The 19,961-nt window shown below is 36.3% G+C and carries 16 protein-coding genes; 10 read left to right on the top strand and 6 right to left on the bottom strand.

The annotated features are described in order from the left end of the window. Window positions 1–311: 311 nt before the first annotated feature. The 3 genes from AAC069_RS00730 to AAC069_RS00720 all read left to right on the top strand — a co-directional run bounded on the left by AAC069_RS00730 (window position 312) and on the right by AAC069_RS00720 (window position 7,255). Complete coding sequence (locus AAC069_RS00730; RefSeq protein ID WP_339918633.1) at window positions 312–3,083, top strand: bifunctional aconitate hydratase 2/2-methylisocitrate dehydratase; 2,772 nt, start codon at window positions 312–314, stop codon at window positions 3,081–3,083. A 129-nt stretch (window positions 3,084–3,212) separates the two neighbouring features. After that, complete coding sequence (locus tag AAC069_RS00725) at window positions 3,213–5,477, top strand: aconitate hydratase (protein WP_339918632.1); 2,265 nt, start codon at window positions 3,213–3,215, stop codon at window positions 5,475–5,477. 263 nt (window positions 5,478–5,740) lie between these two features. After that, window positions 5,741–7,255: a LysM peptidoglycan-binding domain-containing protein gene (locus AAC069_RS00720; RefSeq protein ID WP_339918631.1), complete on the top strand. Its 1,515-nt coding sequence runs from the start codon at window positions 5,741–5,743 to the stop codon at window positions 7,253–7,255. A gap of 92 nt (window positions 7,256–7,347) precedes the next feature. Here AAC069_RS00720 and AAC069_RS00715 read toward each other — a convergent pair whose 3' ends face one another. The 4 genes from AAC069_RS00715 to AAC069_RS00700 all read right to left on the bottom strand — a co-directional run bounded on the left by AAC069_RS00715 (window position 7,348) and on the right by AAC069_RS00700 (window position 9,943). Beyond that, window positions 7,348–7,728: a PH domain-containing protein gene (locus AAC069_RS00715; protein ID WP_091084301.1), complete on the bottom strand. Its 381-nt coding sequence runs from the start codon at window positions 7,726–7,728 to the stop codon at window positions 7,348–7,350. An 85-nt stretch (window positions 7,729–7,813) separates the two neighbouring features. After that, window positions 7,814–8,674 (bottom strand): NAD(P)-dependent oxidoreductase, encoded by an 861-nt coding sequence (locus AAC069_RS00710; RefSeq protein WP_339918630.1) that lies wholly within the window; start codon window positions 8,672–8,674, stop codon window positions 7,814–7,816. Window positions 8,675–8,973: 299 nt separating this feature from the next. Continuing rightward, window positions 8,974–9,435, bottom strand: coding sequence for a VOC family protein (locus AAC069_RS00705; protein WP_339918629.1), 462 nt, complete (start codon window positions 9,433–9,435; stop codon window positions 8,974–8,976). A 61-nt stretch (window positions 9,436–9,496) separates the two neighbouring features. Next, window positions 9,497–9,943 (bottom strand): hypothetical protein, encoded by a 447-nt coding sequence (locus AAC069_RS00700; RefSeq protein ID WP_339918628.1) that lies wholly within the window; start codon window positions 9,941–9,943, stop codon window positions 9,497–9,499. A gap of 399 nt (window positions 9,944–10,342) precedes the next feature. On the opposite strand from AAC069_RS00700, the gene AAC069_RS00695 reads away from it, so the two are divergent. Together AAC069_RS00695 and AAC069_RS00690 are read left to right on the top strand one after the other, a co-directional pair. Then, window positions 10,343–10,570 carry a CDGSH iron-sulfur domain-containing protein gene (locus tag AAC069_RS00695; RefSeq protein WP_339918627.1) on the top strand — a complete coding sequence of 76 codons (228 nt, stop codon included), beginning with the start codon at window positions 10,343–10,345 and terminating at the stop codon, window positions 10,568–10,570. Window positions 10,571–10,992: 422 nt separating this feature from the next. After that, window positions 10,993–12,399 carry an amino acid permease gene (locus AAC069_RS00690; RefSeq protein ID WP_339918626.1) on the top strand — a complete coding sequence of 469 codons (1,407 nt, stop codon included), beginning with the start codon at window positions 10,993–10,995 and terminating at the stop codon, window positions 12,397–12,399. Between the two features lie 343 nt (window positions 12,400–12,742). Here the strand turns inward: AAC069_RS00690 and AAC069_RS00685 are convergent, their stop codons facing one another. Beyond that, entirely contained in the window at window positions 12,743–14,191 is a 1,449-nt protein-coding gene (locus tag AAC069_RS00685) for a glyceraldehyde-3-phosphate dehydrogenase (protein ID WP_091084313.1), read from the bottom strand. A gap of 159 nt (window positions 14,192–14,350) precedes the next feature. After that, a complete protein-coding gene (locus AAC069_RS00680; protein ID WP_339918625.1) occupies window positions 14,351–15,751 on the bottom strand; it encodes a trypsin-like peptidase domain-containing protein in 1,401 nt (466 codons plus the stop codon). A 136-nt stretch (window positions 15,752–15,887) separates the two neighbouring features. Between AAC069_RS00680 and dapF the strand changes: the two genes are divergently transcribed. The 5 genes from dapF (at window position 15,888) to AAC069_RS00655 (ending at window position 19,958) form a co-directional block, all read left to right on the top strand. Next, a complete protein-coding gene (dapF, locus tag AAC069_RS00675) occupies window positions 15,888–16,670 on the top strand; it encodes a diaminopimelate epimerase (protein ID WP_339918624.1) in 783 nt (260 codons plus the stop codon). 41 nt (window positions 16,671–16,711) lie between these two features. Then, on the top strand, window positions 16,712–17,245 hold the full coding sequence (locus AAC069_RS00670; protein WP_339918623.1) for a GNAT family protein: 534 nt from the start codon (window positions 16,712–16,714) through the stop codon (window positions 17,243–17,245). A 10-nt stretch (window positions 17,246–17,255) separates the two neighbouring features. Beyond that, window positions 17,256–18,296 (top strand): endolytic transglycosylase MltG, encoded by a 1,041-nt coding sequence (gene mltG, locus AAC069_RS00665; RefSeq protein ID WP_339918622.1) that lies wholly within the window; start codon window positions 17,256–17,258, stop codon window positions 18,294–18,296. 41 nt (window positions 18,297–18,337) lie between these two features. Then, the gene (locus AAC069_RS00660; RefSeq protein ID WP_339918621.1) at window positions 18,338–19,219 is read left to right on the top strand and encodes a DUF2279 domain-containing protein; all 882 of its coding nucleotides are present in this window, start codon (window positions 18,338–18,340) and stop codon (window positions 19,217–19,219) included. A gap of 97 nt (window positions 19,220–19,316) precedes the next feature. Beyond that, entirely contained in the window at window positions 19,317–19,958 is a 642-nt protein-coding gene (locus AAC069_RS00655; RefSeq protein WP_091084329.1) for a peptidoglycan-binding protein LysM, read from the top strand. Window positions 19,959–19,961: the final 3 nt, after the last annotated feature.

Here is a 19,961-nt window from a genome sequence, read left to right as displayed (position 1 = left end):
TTGATGTGAACTATAACGTTTTCTTAGATGTCATGATTTTTGAGCTTTAGGAATAATAGGAATACAAATGATTAATTATGGATTAATCATTAAAATGTTAAAATTTTTATATTTCTCCAATTATACGCATTAAAAATTAGTATTTAGCAATAATAATTTTTAAAAAGGCCACTTCTATTAAATTTTTTTAATTCTCATCTTAAATTCGTTAATTTGCATTACGAAAAAACAAAAAAAATAGCTAGATATTATGGCTTTTGATTTTGAGATGATCAAAAAAATCAGCCTTTAACATTGAAAAGAATTCTATTATGAACATTTATAACGATTATCTACAGGAAATCGAAGAACGAAAAGGTCAGGGGCTTAACCCAAAGCCTATTGATGGTGCTGAATTGCTAATTGCAATCATTGCACAAATTAAAGATTCAGATAACGCAGATCGCGACGAATCTCTTAAATTTTTCACTTACAATGTTGTTCCAGGAACTACTCCAGCAGCAGCGGTAAAAGCTGTCTTCTTAAAGGAAATTATCCTAGGTGAGTCTGTAGTGAAAGAAATTACTCCTGCTTTTGGATTTGAGTTATTATCACATATGAAAGGTGGACCTTCGATTGAAGTGCTACTTGATTTAGCTTTAGGGAATGATGTTACTATTGCAAAAGATGCAGCAAAGGTTCTTAAAACTCAATTTTTCCTTTACGAGGCTGATACAGCTCGTTTAGAAGTAGCGTTCAAAAGCGGTAACGAAATTGCGAAAGAAATTTTAGAGAGCTATGCTAGAGCTGAATTTTTTACAAAACTTCCAGAAGTAGTAGAAGAGATTAAGGTAGTTACTTATATTGCCGGTGAGGGAGATATTTCAACAGATTTACTTTCTCCAGGTAACCAAGCGCACTCAAGATCAGATCGTGAACTTCATGGTAAATGTTTAATTTCTCCTGAGGCACAAGATGAGATTCAAGCATTACAAGCACAACACCCTGATAAAAGTGTAATGTTGATTGCTGAAAAAGGTACTATGGGAGTAGGTTCATCAAGAATGTCAGGTGTAAATAATGTGGCTCTTTGGACTGGTAAAAAAGCAAGCCCATATGTTCCCTTCATTAATATTGCACCGATTGTGGCAGGAACAAATGGTATTTCGCCAATTTTCCTTACTACTGTAGATGTTACTGGTGGAATTGGTTTAGATCTTAAAAACTGGGTAAAAGTACTTGATGAAAAAGGAAATCCTGTTCGTAATGAAAACGGTGATGTTGTTTTAGAAGAAGCGTATTCTGTTGCTACAGGGACTGTTCTTACGATCAATACAAAAACTAAGAAATTATATAATGGGGATAAAGAGCTGATAGATATTTCTAAAGCATTCACGCCTCAAAAAATGGAATTTATAAAAGCGGGAGGTTCATACGCTATTGTATTCGGTAAAAAGTTACAAACTTTTGCTTCGAAAACTTTAGGTATCGATATTGTTCCAGTATTTGCTCCTTCAAAAGAAGTTTCTGTCGAAGGACAAGGACTTACTGCAGTAGAAAAAATATTTAATAAAAATGCAGTTGGTACTACTCCAGGTAAAGTTTTACACGCAGGTTCAGACGTACGTGTAGAGGTAAACATTGTGGGTTCACAAGATACAACTGGTTTGATGACTTCTCAGGAATTAGAGTCGATGGCTGCTACTGTGATTTCACCAATTGTTGATGGTGCTTACCAATCAGGTTGTCATACTGCTTCAGTTTGGGATAATAAGTCTAAGGCGAATATTCCTAGATTAATGAAGTTTATGAATGACTTCGGTTTGATTACTGCTCGTGACCCAAAAGGAGAATACCTTGCAATGACGGATGTAATTCATAAAGTACTTAATGATATCACTGTTGATGAATGGGCGATCATTATTGGTGGTGACTCTCATACAAGGATGTCAAAAGGGGTTGCTTTTGGAGCGGACTCCGGAACAGTTGCTCTTGCATTGGCTACTGGTGAGGCTTCAATGCCAATTCCAGAGTCAGTAAAAGTTACATTCAAAGGAGATATGAAAACCTATATGGATTTCCGTGATGTAGTTCATGCTACTCAATCTCAAATGTTGAAACAATTTGGTGGAGAGAATGTATTCCAAGGTAGAATCATTGAGGTTCATTTAGGAACTTTGACTGCTGACCAAGCCTTCACGTTTACAGACTGGACTGCAGAGATGAAAGCTAAAGCTTCTATCTGTATTTCTGAAGATGAAACTTTGATCGAATCGTTAATGATCGCTAAGAGAAGAATTCAGATCATGATAGATAAAGGAATGGATAATGCTAAGCAAGTTCTTAAAGGATTGATATCTATTGCTGATAAGAGAATCGCAGATATTAGATCAGGTGAGAAGCCAGCTTTAACTCCGGATGCAAATGCTAAGTATTTTGCTGAAGTGGTTATTGATCTTGATTTGGTTGAGGAGCCAATGATTGCAGATCCAGATGTTAATAATGCAGATGTTTCTAAGAGATATACGCACGATACTATTAGACCGCTTTCTTTTTACGGAGGAGTGAAAAAAGTAGATCTTGGTTTTGTTGGATCTTGTATGGTTCACAAAGGGGACTTGAAAATTCTTTCTCAAATGCTTAAGAATATCGATGAGCAATATGGTAAAGTTGAGTTTAAAGCACCACTTGTAGTGGCGCCTCCAACTTACAATATTGTAGATGAATTGAAAGCTGAAGGAGATTGGGAAGTTTTACAAAAATATTCTGGTTTCGAATTTGATGATAATGCTCCAAAAGGAGTAGCTCGTACTGGATACGAAAACATCTTATATCTAGAGCGTCCAGGCTGTAACTTATGTATGGGTAACCAAGAAAAAGCAGAAAAAGGGGATACAGTAATGGCAACTTCTACTCGTCTTTTCCAAGGAAGAGTTGTAGAAGATTCTGAAGGTAAAAAAGGAGAATCTTTACTTTCCTCAACACCTGTTGTTGTATTGTCTACAATCTTAGGTAGAACTCCTACTATGGATGAGTATAAAGCTGCAGTAAAGGGTATTAATCTAACTCAATTTGCACCATCTCATAAATTGTTAGTGATGTAATCACTGAGATTAGTTAATTATATCTAAAAGCCTGAGTCTATGACTCAGGCTTTTTTTTTATTTTTATAGCTCCTCTATTTTTTGTACCTTGTGGTGTATAAAAAACAATAATAAAAAACAATTATATATATGGCGTTTGATATTGAAATGATAAAAAAAGTGTATGAGAACATGACAAGTCGTGTTGATGCTGCACGTGAGATTGTTGGTCACCCACTTACTTTGACAGAGAAAATTTTATACAATCACCTTTGGGATGGTAAACCATCTAAAGCTTTTGCTAGGGGAACTGATTATGTTGATTTCTCTCCAGACAGAGTTGCTTGTCAAGATGCGACGGCTCAAATGGCTTTGTTGCAATTTATGCATGCCGGAAAAGCTAAGGTAGCTGTTCCTACAACGGTACATTGTGATCACTTGATTCAAGCTAAGGTTGATGCTGTAACTGATTTGGCCAGAGCAAAAACACAAAGTAATGAGGTTTTTGATTTTCTTTCGTCAGTTTCTGATAAATACGGAATCGGTTTTTGGAAACCGGGAGCTGGGATTATTCACCAAGTAGTTCTTGAAAACTATGCTTTTCCTGGAGGAATGATGATCGGTACTGATTCACATACTGTAAATGCAGGTGGATTAGGAATGGTTGCTATTGGTGTAGGTGGAGCAGATGCCGTAGATGTTATGTCAGGAATGGCATGGGAATTAAAATTTCCAAAACTTATAGGTGTTAAATTAACAGGTAAGTTGTCAGGATGGACAGCTCCAAAAGATGTAATTCTTAAAGTTGCTGGAATTCTTACTGTAAAAGGGGGAACGGGTGCTATTGTTGAGTACTTCGGAGAAGGTGCGACTTCTATGTCTTGTACAGGAAAAGGAACTATATGTAATATGGGTGCTGAGATAGGAGCTACTACTTCTACTTTTGGTTATGACGATTCAATGGGGCGTTACTTGCGTTCTACTAACAGAGCAGATGTAGCTGATGCTGCAGATAAAGTTGCGGATTACTTAACAGGAGATCCTGAAGTTTATGCTAATCCAGAAAAGTATTTTGACCAAGTTATCGAAATTAACTTATCAGAATTAGAGCCACATTTAAACGGACCTTTCACGCCGGATTTAGCTACGCCAATTTCTAAAATGAAAGAAACAGCTATTAAAAATAACTGGCCTTTGAAAATTGAAGTAGCTTTGATTGGTTCTTGTACCAATTCTTCTTATGAAGATATTGCTCGTGCAGCTTCAATAGCTAAACAAGTTACAGATAAGAAATTAAAAATAAAGTCTAAATTCACGATTACTCCAGGGTCTGAAGTAGTTCGTTATACGATAGAACGTGACGGATTTATCGATATTTTTGATAAAATGGGAGCGACAGTTTTCGCAAATGCTTGTGGACCATGTATTGGTATGTGGGATAGAGAAGGTGCTGAAAAAGAAGAACGAAATACAATCGTTCACTCTTTCAATCGTAATTTCTCTAAGCGTGCTGATGGAAATCCAAATACAATGGCATTCGTAGGTTCGCCAGAATTGGTAACTGCTATGGCGATTGCAGGTGATTTAGGATTCAATCCATTGACAGATACGTTAATCAATGAAGATGGAGAGGAAGTGATGTTGGAGGCGCCAACAGGAGATGAATTGCCTAAAAATGGATTTGATGCAGAAGACCCAGGTTTTCAAGCTCCGGCTGCTGATGGTTCAGGTATTCAAGTGTCTGTTAGTGAAACTTCAGAACGTTTACAATTATTGGCTCCGTTTGCTCCATGGGACGGGAAAAATATTACAAATGCTAAATTGCTTATCAAAGCATTTGGAAAATGTACTACTGATCACATTTCTATGGCGGGACCATGGTTGCGTTTCCGTGGACATTTAGATAATATCTCAAATAATATGTTGATTGGTGCTATTAATGCGTTTAACCAAAAAACAAATACAGTTAAGAATCAATTGACTGGAGTTTATGATGCGGTTCCCGCGGTAGCTCGTGCTTATAAAGCAGCGGGTGTTCCTTCAATTGTGGTAGGAGATCATAACTACGGTGAAGGGTCTTCACGTGAGCACGCGGCAATGGAGCCACGCTTCTTAGGTGTGAAAGCAGTATTAGTGAAATCATTTGCACGTATCCACGAAACAAACCTTAAGAAACAAGGGTTGTTAGGATTGACATTTGCTAATGAAGCTGATTATGATAAAATCCAAGAGAACGATACTATTAACTTTACGGATTTAGTAGATTTCGCTCCAGGAAAACCATTAACAATAGAATTCGTTCATGAGGATGGAAGTAAAGATATTATCATAGCTAATCATACTTATAATGAAGGACAAATTGGTTGGTTCGTTGCAGGTTCAGCATTGAATTTAATTGCAGCTGGAAAAGCATAATTTTAAGTTTTGTAATATGTAAAAAACGCCCTGTGAAAATAGGGCGTTTTTTTATGTTTTCTAAGTTTGTTAAAATGATTATAAAGAGATGTTAAAATAGTAAGATATTTGTATTTATAGGTTAAATTCGCATTGTAGACATGCAATATCTTCGAGTATCAACGTTATTATAGTGCGATTTGTAATTTTTTGAAAATAAAATTGTATTATTGTTTTGTTATTCAAATAGATAGGAGTTGTAGGGTGGAATTTAAATGAAATTTATGCGGTTTTTTAACAGGGTCCTTTTAGTTGTTTTATTAAGTAGTGTAGGTGCTTTTTCACAAGAAAAGTATACGGAGCATACCGTTTCTAAGGGAGAAACTATTACTCAGATCGCAGCGCATTATAATATTAAGCCCAGTGCTATATACGAACTCAATCCTGATGCACGAAAAGGGATAAAATTCAAAGGAGTTTTATTAATCCCGGCAGCTGTCTCGAAAACCAAGAATACAGTATCAGAAATTGCCAAAACCTATCCTGAAAAAAAGCATACCGTCCTTCCCAAAGAAACACTTTACGGCATAGCAAAACAATACGGAGTTACCGTTGAAGATTTAAATAAAATTAATCCTACACTTCAGAAATCAGGATTAAAAAAGGGAGACAAAATTAGAATCCCAGGAACAGAATTAAATCAAAGTCCAGCCGTAGCCGTTGCGGAACCAATAAAAGAAATTCAAAAAAACACTATTCCGGAAAGAAAAGTAACTCAAAAAGAAGAAGCGAACTTTGCTGTGAAATCTAATGAGACAAAAGAAACTCCATCTGAAGGAGTTGTGCGTGAAATTGTAGCACAAGAAACAAAATATTCTATTGCAAGAGAATACGGAATTACGGTAGCGGATATAGATAAAGCAAATCCTATTCTTGAAACAGAAGCTTTAAAAATTGGTCAGAAGATCATAATTCCAGTAAAAGAGGAGAGCAAAGTGGTAGTAGCAGCTGTTCAAAAAGAAATTAACAAGGAATCTACAGCTACAGTGCAGCAGTCTCGCCCTGAAGCTAAAATTATAAAAACAGAACAAGTTGTCGTTGCTGATAAAGCGGTGTCGAAAACTGAAGTCCAGACAATAATTGAACCCGTTGCTAACGGTGTCGCTTTGGAAACAGAAGTGGTACGTGAAGTATTGGCAAAAGAAACAAAATATGGAATCGCTAAAGAATACGGGATTTCAGTAAAAGAGTTAGAAAGACAAAATCCGAAAATTGTTAAGGGACTTCCAGTAGGTTATAAATTAAACATACGAAGTAATAAAGCTGTTGAGGCGATTGCTTCAAATAGTAATTCTGGGTCAACTAATGAAATGGGGAATTCAGATTCAAAATACAATGTAAAATCTTTTCACGGAACTGATTTCTTAGATCAATTGGTTTCTACAGCTTCAGAAAATATCGGGACAAGATACCGCATGGGGGGAACCACAAAGGATGGTTTTGATTGTTCCGGATTAATGTGTACCACTTTTAGTAATTTTGATATTCAATTACCAAGAACTTCTATTGAACAATCACAATATGGAGTGAAGGTCGATAGTGAAGATGCTCAAAAAGGAGATCTAATTTTCTTTAAAACAAACGGTAGAAGACAAATCAACCATGTTGGTATGGTAGTCGAAGCAGTCGACGGTGATATCAAATTTATTCATGCTTCAGTAAGCGGAGGTGTAATGATCTCTTCGGTTAAAGAAAAATATTATAAAAAGAAAGTAACTCAAATTAATCGCGTACTATAATTAGAACAACGTTAGGTTTTGATAAAATTTAGAAAATAAAAACTCCCAGGATTTCCTGGGAGTTTTTTTATGGAAGCTAGGTTAGTTCGAATTTATTTTAAAACATGATGAGCTAGTACCTTTTGCACCTCGTATACATTAACGGATTTATTAAATTGCTTTTTTATGCTGGGTTGTAATTCACTCGAAACCCAAATTTTTAATTCGGCATCAAGGTCAAAAGTTCCTGCAGTCTCAATACTGAATCTTGAAATGCTTTTATAAGAGATGGATTTGTACTCCGTTTTGCTTCCAGTCAACCCTTGTTTATCGACCAATATTAAACGTTTGGTGGTAAATATAAAGGTATCGCGAATCAGTTTAAAACCTAATTCAATCTCTTCTCCGTCGATTAAAAGTTGCCCGTACTGTGTTGTTAATTGTTCTTGAGTTACCGCTCCTGCGTTACCAAGAAGTGCCGAAAATATTCCCATATTGTTTATTTATTTACTGTGATTGTTTTAAGTTTTATTTGTTGCCGTGAACTTCCCCGATTTTATTATCGAAGGAAAAAAGCTACTATTTATTTCTAAGGCTTGTTATTATTGCCATCACATCTTCATCACCGAAGCCCTCTTTTTGAGCTGCTTCATAGCTATCATACAATGGATGGATTAGTGGCGAATCTAAACCGGCTTCCTTGGCCAGTCTCAGATCTTTAACCAGGTGCTTGAGTGGAAAAGCTGCGGGATAATTGTCGTTTAAAATGGAGTTGGCTTTGATATTTGTTATACCATTACCACAAGCGCCTTCATTTATGATGGATAGCATGTCTTCTTTTCGTACGCCACTTTTTTCTGCAAAAATAATCGTTTCAGCTAGTCCCTGAAGGTTTAGCCCCAACAAGTAATTAATAGCTAATTTGGCTGAACTTGCTTTGCCAGGCCCGCCCACTGGAATAGAAACCTTTCCCAAAACATTAAAAACAGGTTTTGCAAGCAGGTAGTCTTCATCAGTGGCTCCCACCAAAATTACTAGGGTACCGTCCTGCGCAGGCTTGACACTTCCGGAAACAGGAGCGTCAATAAAATGCAGATGACGAGCGGCACAGATGGTAGCTAAATAGCGAGAAGTTTCAGGAGAAACGGTACTCATATTGATGATGAGTTTGTCAGGATTATCCTGAGATAGCAATCCGTTCTCACTTTCAAAAATTTCTTTGACAGCAGCATCATTGGATAACATGGTAATTACCATGTCGCAGGTTTGTAACATCTCTTGTGGACTGGCTCCAGAAGTTGCTCCTAACGCTATTAGTTCTTTTTCCTTGTCTTTGGTACGATTGAATACAACAACTTCAAATCCCGCTTTTAATAAGTTCTGTACCATCGGATTCCCCATGTTTCCAAGGCCAATCCATCCTATTTTTAGTGCTTCCATAATTTTAAATGCTAATTTTGACTTTTCTTTTTACTGTTTCTATAGTAACAGTGAAGCTGATAGTAGCTGCAGAAAAGGAATACTAATTTAAGGTTTATTTTTGGTATAAAAGACCTCAAATACGATTATAAGAAAGTGCTTTTTAAACATTATTTTAAAGCTGTCAGTAATGCAATAGCTCGGTTTATACTGTCGAAGAAAGGCATCCAAATTCTAAAATTTCAGAATTTGGATGCTTATAAAGTAATAGAAAATAGGGAAGAGTTATTTTCTTGCTATGTCATTCCATATTGTATTTGTTACTTGGTAAACATTTTGTTAAAACGTTTTTGCATTTCTTCAGGGGAGACATCTTCTTTATGGGTTGCAATCATCCATTTGTACCCATAAGGGTCCATCACATGGCCCACGCGGTCTCCATAAAACATGTCTTCAACTGGCATTACTGAAATGGCTCCTGCGTCTGTCGCTTTTTGAAAGGCATTGTCGGCATCTATTACATATAACGAAAAAGTCATGGGGTTGCCACCAATGGTTTCTGGACTTTTATTTCCCCAGTCTAAATTTTCGTCGGCCATCATTAGTAATGAACCTTCAATTTCAATTTCTGCGTGACCTATTTTTCCGTTCGGCATTAACAAGCGCGACTTCTCTATTGCATTGAACGCTTTTTTATAAAAAGCAATTGCATCGCTACAGTTTTTAACTGTTATGTAAGCGCTTAATGTTGGCATGCCCGGATATATGTGCGAAGTTTCCATAATTTTGTTTATAAGTGGTTACTCTTGAATATACACATGTTAAGAATTGAGGAGTAGTAACCTATGCCGTCAGCCTTTTTTGAATTTCTTTTTTCATCACCTTTTCTGTAATGGCAAATATTTCTTTTTTGTTTTTTCTGAATTTATTTACAAATGAGGCGATCTCATTGTCTAATTTTTCGTGTTCCTTTCTTATTTGATGCGAATCATATTTATAGGGAGCATCAATAAGTTCAGCTAGGTGTTTCAAATGAAGGGCAGTTTTATCTTGTAATTCATCGCAACATTTACTTTCGTCAGACAACTCTTTGGCAAGTTCTCGCATTTCATCCAAGTTTGCATTATGTGTGAGTCCCATGAAATATTTGTCAACAAGATGGTATAAAAATTTCAAGTCATCTTTGTAAAATTGTAAGTCAGAGTACAAGTGTTCTGTCAATATATACAATTGTTGCCACTGAGCTTCCCAGTTAAAATCATTTTTCGGTTTACGTTTTAAATTTTCCATACTATCAATTTATTAGTTAACTATTCCTTTGATGATTCAGCGTAATTTAAAAATATATCGCTAAAAATGAAGAAGTTATTTTAAATAGCGAATCAATATTTCTATGCCGAATTTTTTAATCGTAAATGACTTTTGTCTCTTGTTGAAGTGGGGGTTTTTCAAGCGAGAATTTTTATTTAAAAAGTATATTAAAAGTACGAAAAAATAAATAAACTGCCGTTAGGATGGCTTGTGTTTTTTTGACTGTGTAGACCAAAAGGGTTTGTTTCCTAGTATCATAGCAATGGTATAAAATAGAATTAAGATAAATTAGGGTTCGGAAGTCAAAAAAAAGTAAGGCAATGTGAAATGGTGAGCATATATTTTGCAATCTTTGAACTCAAAAAAATAAAGAGCACTATGAGCAAAACAAAACTAATAATCAATAGCAACGGATCTATTAAGATCGAAGGTGATTTCGAAATAATGGACTGCGACGGTAAAGTATATGGACTAGAAGGAAGAACGGCTTTGGGTCTTTGTCGTTGTGGATTGTCGTCTAATAAACCTTTTTGTGATGGTTCGCACCGTAGCAATTTTGATCATGAATCTAAGGCCTTTGATTTGCCGCCAATGAAAACGAAATAAACAATATTGTTTACTGTCTACACCATAAAAGAAGCTGCATTTTTCATTAATGCGGCTTTTTTTACTCAATTTTGTCATTCCGACAAAGGAAGAATCTCCGGTTGCTATTTAGTAGGTGGATGCAATGCAATTCCGTAATCGTTAGTTTAAACTGTATCATCTTATTTTGTCAATGAATACTATTTTTTGTACTGTTCCCTTTGCGTGAGGGATAGCAGTGAAAATCCTCCCGTTTTTCAGGGAGATTGTAACGAATAGCCCGACCTTGGCGCAACGGAGTGGAGGCATGGGCACGCCCAAATGATTTAAGTGGTAGCGCAGCCATTTTTGATTTGGGGTTTGACTGTTCTTATAGGTATAAAATATTGAGGTTTACAAAAAAAGTATACCTTTAGCCAACCAAAAAAACCAAAAACCATAATATGCAAGAAGATAACCAAGACGATTTTAAGAGAGAACTCGGATTACTAGACGGAACCATGCTGGTGGTGGGTTCCATGATTGGATCGGGAATATTTATAGTTAGTTCAGATATGGTGCGCCAATTGGGCTCGGCAGGATGGCTGATCGCGATGTGGGTGCTCACCGGAGTAATTACTGTGGTTGCGGCCGTGAGTTACGGGGAGTTGAGTTCTATGTTTCCAAAAGCGGGCGGACAGTATGTATATATTAAGGAAGCCTACGGAAAACTTGTTGGTTTTCTCTACGGCTGGAGTTTCTTTGCTGTGATACAAACCGGTACCATCGCTGCCGTGGGAGTTGCCTTCGCTAAGTTTACAGCCTATCTGTTTCCAGCTTTTAGTGATTCAAATATCTTATATGAAATAGGCGATTTCAAATTGAATGCCGCCCAGATTGTTTCCATCTTTACGATTGTTTTACTTAGTTATATCAATAGCCGTGGAGTGAAAAACTCTAAGATCCTTCAAACTGTTTTAACGGTGATTAAGATTTTATCGTTGGCTGGTCTAATTCTTTTTGGATTTTTTGCTGCTAAGGCTGAGGTTTGGGATGCTAACTGGACAAATGCTTGGGCTTCGTCGTCACTTGACGTAGCAAGCGGTTCATGGATGCCGATAAGCGGAGTGACCTTAATTTCTGCAATTTCAGCAGCTTTGGTGGGTTCAATGTTTTCGAGCGTTGCCTGGGAAGGAGTTACTTTTATTGCCGGGGAGATTAAAAATCCAAAACGCAATGTGGGATTGAGTTTGTTTTTAGGAACTTCAATAGTGTGTGTTATTTATGTTTTGGCGAATTTGATGTTTCTCGCTGTAGTGCCATTGCAAGAAATTGCTACTGCCCCGTCAGACCGTATTGGAGTCGTGGCTTCGCAGTATATTTTTGGAGCTATAGGTACGTTAATCATTGCAGTGATGATTATGATTTCGACTTTTGCCTGTAACAACGGACTAATTATGGCTGGTGCTAGGGTTTATTATACAATGGCGCAAGACGGTCTTTTCTTCAAGAAAGCGGCTCAGCTTAATAAAGCTAGTGTTCCTGCATGGTCTATTTGGGCACAGTGTTTTTGGGCTTCGGCTTTATGTTTGACAGGCAAGTATGGTGATTTACTTGACTTTGTGGTTATCATAGTTTTGATCTTTTATATACTTACAATTTTAGGGATATTTATTCTTCGCAGAAAAATGCCAGATGCTGAAAGACCGTATAGAGCTTTTGGATATCCGTTTTTACCGGCGCTTTACATTATTGTCGCCAGTGCAATCTGTATCGCCTTACTGTACACTAAAACAAGTACGAGCGGTTGGGGTGTTGTGATTATGCTAATTGGTATTCCAGTTTATTATTTGACAAAGGCTAAGGAGTAGTTTTTTGTTTTTCTAGACTTTAGATATTTGAGAATAAAAAATTAACAATAGTTTTCTAGAGATAAAAAAATCCGTCCCGTTTTACTAACGGGACGGATTTTCTATTTAGTGTAAGTTGGGATGCTGTGATTCTTATTTGATTCAGCGAAGAAGTTTTTTAAAACTTATAAGTTGTAATTTTTTTTCATTCAGTTATTGCGCTAAAAAAATCCCTCTCGTTATACTAACGGGAGGGATTTTCTATTTAATCCAGGTTGGGCTGCTGTAAATCTTAATCTAAAACTTGAACTAAAAACTTAAAACTAAAAATTGAAACGGCGTTCCCAAACCTGTAAACGGTATGCTAGTAGTACGTAAAACGTCTTACTTTAGCGATATATTTTGCTAATCTTATTACTTGGTGACTGTAGCCATATTCATTATCATACCAAATGTATAACACGATATTTTTACCGTCATTAGAAACGATTGTGGCATTACTATCATAAATTGAAGGTGCAGATGTACCAACGATATCTGAAGAAACCAATTCGTTATTTGTTGAATATTTAATTTGCTCTACCAATTCGCCTTCCAATGCATATTTTTTCATAATGGCATTGATTTCTTCAATTGAAGTCTCTTTTGATACTTCAAGATTCAAAACAACCAATGATCCGTTAGGAACAGGAACACGAATAGCGTTAGAGGTCAATTTACCTTCTAATGATGGTAACGCTTTAGCGACAGCAGTACCTGCTCCCGTTTCAGTAATTACCATATTCAAGGCTGCAGCTCTACCACGACGGTATTTTTTATGCATGTTGTCGACCAAATTTTGATCATTTGTATACGAGTGTATCGTCTCTAAGTGTCCTTTTACTACACCTAAAGTATCTTCAACTGCTTTTAGTATTGGAGTGATGGCATTTGTTGTACAAGAAGCGGCAGAGAAAATATCTAAATCGTCTGGATTGTATTCGTTTTGGTTTACTCCGTGAACGATATTTGGTACTCCTTTACCTGGAGCAGTCAATAATACTTTATGCGCTCCTTTTGAAACTAAATGTCTGCTTAACGCTTCTTTAGTTGTAAAAGCACCGGTATTATCGATTACCAAAGCTTGGTCAATGCCGTAAGCAGTATAATCAATTTCTTCAGGAGAATTTGCCGTAATAATATGAACCGTAGTACCGTTGATGATTAACGCATTATTTTTAACGTCAGCGGTTACCGAACCTTGAAAATCACCATGAATGGAGTCATAACGTAATAATGAAGCTCTTTTTTCAAGTGTCGAAGCGTCATTTTTATCTCTGGTTACAATGGCTCTCAATCTTAATTGATTTCCTTTTCCAGTTTTAGACATTAGCTCTCTGGCTAATAAACGTCCAATTCTACCAAAACCATATAAAACCACATCTTTTGGTTGAATTTCTTCAGATGATTTGGCTTCTTTTAATTTGTCCAATACAAAGTGTCTTGCATCTGGATATTTTTCGTCTTCTAACATGTACTCGTACGTCAGTTTACCAATATCTAATTTTGATGGTGGTAAATCCAACGATAAAACGACTTTGGCAATTTCTACCGAATCAAAGATGGTAATCGGTTTGCCTACGAATTCCCCGGCATACTGATGCAAATTGATAATGTCGCTTACGTTTTTGTCTAGCAATTGATTTTTAAACAAAACCATTTCTATTGATTTGTCATACCATAAATCGCTTACAATTTTAATTAATTCTACTCCCGCACGTCGTCTGTCGACCTGAAATGAAACTTCTTTTTGATACAAAGGTGTCTTGCTCATATTGAAAATTTGAAAAAAAATTTAGTAGTTATTTTATTAAATTTGGCGCAAAAATACCCATTTCAATCGATTTCGTAAACTATTTTAGTGTTTTTTTTTAATAAAAAAAGCCAGTGCGTTTTTACAGCCTGGCTTTCTTTACGTAGAAAGGGGGAGTTATTAGATTATGACTCTGAATATTTCCCCGTTTTTATTGATCATTTCGAGTCGCATGCTTTGATTTTCTTCTTTTGTATTTAAAAGTTTAGAAACCGTTTCGATATCTTTCGCTTTTACATTATCAATACTAAGAATAATACTGCCTTTTAATTCAGTGCTGTACTGAACTAAATTTTCATTAGAGATGGATTTAATTTTTACACCATAATTGATATTGAATTTCTTTTTATCAGCGGCATTAATGTTTTCCAATTCGATTCCTTTAAATTCGGTACTGAAGAATTCATTTTTACTCAGCATTACAGGAACGACGCTATTTTTTCCATTTCTGGTATAAGTAACCTGTATTTTATCATTGGGCCTTTTAGTATTAATATATCCCGAAAGATCTGCAAAAGTGGCAATCTTCTGATTATCCAGTTTTACGATAATATCTCCTTTTTGAAGTCCAGATCTTTCAGCGCCTGAGTTTTTTGTCACCGCACCAATATAAAACCCTTCGGTTTGGTTAATTCCAAGTTCTCTTGAAGCGGTGGCATTTAATTCTCCGCCTTCGACCCCTAGTATTGCTCTTTGAACGTTACCAAACTCCATAAGATCTTCGATAATTTTTCGGGCAATATTAGATGGAACGGCAAAAGAATAACCTACATAAGAACCAGTCATGGACGAAATCATAGTGTTGATTCCTATTAAGTCACCACGGGTGTTTACTAAAGCACCTCCACTATTTCCTGGATTTACCGCAGCATCTGTTTGAATGAAAGATTGAATTCCGCTGGTTCCAAGATCTCTGGCTTTAGCCGAAACGATACCGGCGGTTACCGTTGAAGTTAAATTATACGGATTCCCGACCGCCAGAACCCATTCTCCAACCTTTACAGAATCAGAATTTCCAAACGTAGTATACGGCAGTGTTTCATCTGCATCAATTTTTAGCAAGGCAATATCCATTTTCGAATCGGTACCGATGAGTTTTGCTTTGTATGATTTTTTGTTGTTTAGGGTGATTTCAATTTCTGAGGCGTCTTTAATTACGTGATTATTGGTCACGATATAGCCATCGGCAGAGATAATCACGCCGGAACCAGTTCCTACCTGTTCTTGTGTCTGTCCTCCTTTGTATCCGTAGTAATATTCCAACAAGGGGTTAGAAACGGTTTTATAGGATACATTTTTTACGTGAACGACCGTGTGGATTGTTTTTTCGGCTGCTTCGGTAAAGTCAATTACATCTGCAGATAACCCCACTTTTTTAGCATAGGAATCAGTTGACAGGGTAGTTATTGGGTTTTTATTTGAAGAAAAATAGCCATTAGTGTCAAATAATAATTTGTAAGCCCCTAATGTTACGGCGCCACTTAACAGAGATGCCAAAAATAGCTGCGAAAATCGATTCATAATAGAGTTAGTTTTACGTTATTTGTAATGTAAAAATAGCGTTAAATAAGGTCTTCAAAAAACAGTTTAACGCTCTTTAACAGTGATTAACATTTCATTAATAGTTCGTACTTTTGTGCAACACAATTAAAAGAAAATGCAAATAGAATTTTATAAATACCAAGGAACGGGAAACGATTTTGTGATGATTGATAATCGCTTAGGAACTTTTCCAAAAGAAGATACCAAGCTCGTAGCCCATTTATGCGACAGACGTTTTGGTATAGGAGGCGATGGTCTTATTTTATTAGAAAACGATCCTGAATCTGATTTTAAAATGGTGTATTATAATTCAGATGGAAGCCAAAGTACCATGTGCGGTAACGGAGGAAGATGTTTGGTGGCTTTCGCAAAAAAACTAAAAGTGATTGGAGACAGGACTACGTTTAATGCTGTAGATGGATTGCATCATGCATCAGTGAATAAAGATGGTATCGTGTCACTACAAATGATCGATGTTTTAAATATTAAAAAAGAATCAGATTATACCTTTCTAGATACGGGGTCTCCACATCACGTTCAGGTAGTAGATGATTTAGAAAATTATAATGTAAAAGAAAAAGGTGCTGCCATTCGATATGGTGAATTATACGGTAAACAAGGAAGTAATATCAATTTTGTAAAGAAAATAGATGCCAATACTTTTTCACTACGAACCTATGAACGAGGTGTTGAAGATGAAACATTGGCTTGCGGAACTGGTGCGACTGCTGTTGCGATAGCGATGAATGCAACTGGAAAAACTGATGCTACGTCTATAGATTTAAATGTGGAGGGCGGAAAGCTCGTTGTTTCTTTTGATAAAAAAGACGATAAATATATTAATGTATTCCTGAAAGGCCCCGCTGAGTTTGTCTTTGAGGGAACAATCGAGGTTTAAACTAACCTCTAATTTTTAATCTCTAACCTCCAACTTCAATAATGATAACCCTAAAAGGAGATAACATATACATTCGAGCGCTTGAACCAAATGATTTGGAATTCATTTATGCCATAGAAAACGAACAGATGATGTGGGAAGTAAGTAATACGAATACCCCATACAGTCGGTTTTTAGTGAAGCAGTATCTCGAGAATGCGCATCAGGACATTTATGAAGCTAAGCAATTGCGGTTAGCGATTTGTCAAGATGAGGACTTTCCTGCAGTGGGCTTAATTGATTTATTTGATTTTGATCCAAAAAACAACAGGGCAGGAGTAGGGATTGTAATACAGGGACTTGAGAACCGAAAGCAGAACATTGGTTCGGAAGCACTAGGATTGCTAATCCAATATGCGTTTCATAACCTTAATTTACATCAATTGTATGCAAATATTGGCACCGAAAATGAAGCAAGTAAAGCTCTTTTTACTAAATTTGGCTTCGAATGTATCGGTGTAAAAAAAGATTGGAATCTAGTGAGCGGAAGTTATAAAGATGAGGCATTTTTCCAATTAATTAATCAACAATTTTAAAATTTTAGCTTTGAATTTAAAAAAAATCATATCAATTGTATCTATAGTTGTAGTCTCAGGATTAATTATTTATGGATTTATTCTAGTAAGACAAATTTTTGCAGACAACACAAAGTTTACCGAAAAGGAAGTATTCATCCATGTTCCTACAGATTCTAATTACGAAGGAGTTAAAAAAATAGTAGCACCTTACGTAACTAATATGGATCGCTTCGAAATGGTGGCAAACAAAATGAGCTATCCTGAAAATGTGAAATCAGGACGTTTTTTATTCACAAAAGGAATGAATAGCTATGCTCTAGTAAAAGCAATGCGATCTAATGTTCCCGTAAAATTAGCGTTTAACAATCAAGAGCGCCTAGAAAATTTTGCTGGACGTGTAGGTTCTCAAATTGAAGCCGATAGTTTGTCGCTACTAACCTCTTTTAAAGATTCTATTTTTCTAAAGGAAAATGGTTTCACGCCAGAGAATGTTTTGGTTATGTTTATTCCTAACACGTATGAATTCTATTGGAACACAACATCCGAAAAATTCCGTGACAAAATGATCAAGGAATACCGTAATTTCTGGAATAAAGAGCGTGTTGCAAAAGCAGAGAAGCAAGGGCTAACGCCAGTTGAAGCAACAATTTTAGCTTCGATAGTCCATAAAGAATCCGTTAAAAAAGATGAGAGACCAAGAATTGCGGGAGTTTATCTAAATAGATTGAGACTAGGAATGCCACTTCAGGCTGACCCTACGGTAATTTATGCCTTAAAATTGAAATCAAATGACTTCAACCAAGTCATCAAAAGAGTTTTTTATAATGATTTAACAATGGCGTCTCCTTATAACACCTATATGAATATCGGACTTCCTCCAGGGCCGATAGCGATGCCAGACATAACTGCTTTAGAAGCCGTAATCAATCCTGAGAAGAATGATTTTATCTATTTCTGTGCAAGTGTTGAGCGTTTTGGTTATCATGAGTTTGCCGCTACGTTATCAGAGCACAATGTAAATGCTAAAAAATATTCGGATTGGATTAACGCCCAAGGGGTAAAAAGATAGTTTTGAAGAGTAAAAGCGATTGTTTTTTTTTACTTTTTTTAATGTTGTGGTTTCATCTTAGTTATGGACAAAATGGGCTTGATGGCTTCTTAAAACCTTCTGACGCCTTAAATACGAGCAGAAGAAATAAGGTAATCTTTACGGAAGCAATAGTTGCCTCAGGAGCCTTGATCGGTTTAAACCAACTTTGGTATGCCGATTATCCTAGGTCTAATTTTCATTTTATCAATGATAATGGGGAGTGGCTGCAGATGGATAAGGTAGGCCATATGTATTCTTCTTATCATTTGGGAAGATTTGGAGCAGAAATGCTGGAGTGGAGCGGAACGACCCAAAAAGAGCAATTGATCTACGGAGCAGGTTTAGGGTTTGCGTTTTTGACCGCTGTTGAGGTCTTAGACGGATTTTCTTCAGAATGGGGTGCTTCCTCAGGAGATATAATTGCGAATGCTTCAGGGACGGCTTTATACGTCTCACAGGAATTATTATGGAACGAGCAGCGCATTACACCAAAATTTTCTTTTCATACCACTCAATATGCTCAGTACAGACCCAATGTTTTAGGGAGTTCGTTTGTAGAACAAATTCTAAAGGATTACAATGGGCAAACCTATTGGCTGTCGGCTAACTTATATTCCTTTTCCAAAGGTTCAAAAATACCCAAATGGTTAAATTTAGCTATTGGTTATGGAGCAGATGGAATGATTACTGGAAATAGTGAGAATAGTGGGCTTTTTCCGACGCTAAAAACGGAGCGAACGAGACGTTTTTATTTGAGTTTGGACGTTGACCTGACGAAAATTGAAACAAAATCCCATTTTTTGAAGACAATTTTCTCTGTTTTGAACACTTTAAAAATCCCAGCGCCAACGATTGAATACTCACATCGCGAGGGTTTTAGAGGTCGGATATCGTATTTTTAGGTAAGTTTAACAGCTTGATTTACAGCTTTATGAATTTTATTGTATCTTTGCACGCAGAAATTTCTTAACGGGACAGCGTTTTGAAGAAAAACAATTTATGGTAAAGAAGTGGTATTTTTATACAAGTTTAACTGTTATTATAGCTTTTTTAAGCTCGGGTTTTAAACCTCTTGAGATTGAAGCAAATCAGTGGTTTCTAATAAAAAACACAGATGGAATAAGGTACTTATTTCCATCGCTACAGCAGGACGATTACACCAATATGAATATTCCTTTTACTGGAAATTTATTTATTGGATTCAAAGAAGCAATCGGATATAGAGAATCTGAAAATAAATACAAAAAAATCAATTCTCTCGGTTATTTAGGGAAATACCAGTTTGGTAACGAAACCTTAAAATCAGTAGGAATATACGATACTTCTTTATTTCTTAGAAGTCCTAAGATGCAAGAAAGAGCCTTTGTGGCCCTTTTATCAAAAAACAAGTGGATATTACAGGATATCATCGAGAGATACGATGGTAAGGTGGTAAATGGGATTTTGGTCACAGAATCCGGAATTTTAGCAGCTGCACATCTTGGTGGAGCAGGTTCTGTAAAGAGATACTTTAAAAACAATGGAAAAAAATATATTAAGGATGCTTACGGTACTTCAATACGAAGTTATATGGAAGCATTTGGAGGATATGATACTTCATTAATAGTTGCAAATGTAAATGCAGTTGCAAGTTTGAATTAATTT

Source organism: uncultured Flavobacterium sp., from assembly GCF_963974175.1.
Classification (GTDB): domain Bacteria; phylum Bacteroidota; class Bacteroidia; order Flavobacteriales; family Flavobacteriaceae; genus Flavobacterium.
This window is presented reverse-complemented; position numbering and strand designations above follow the sequence as displayed.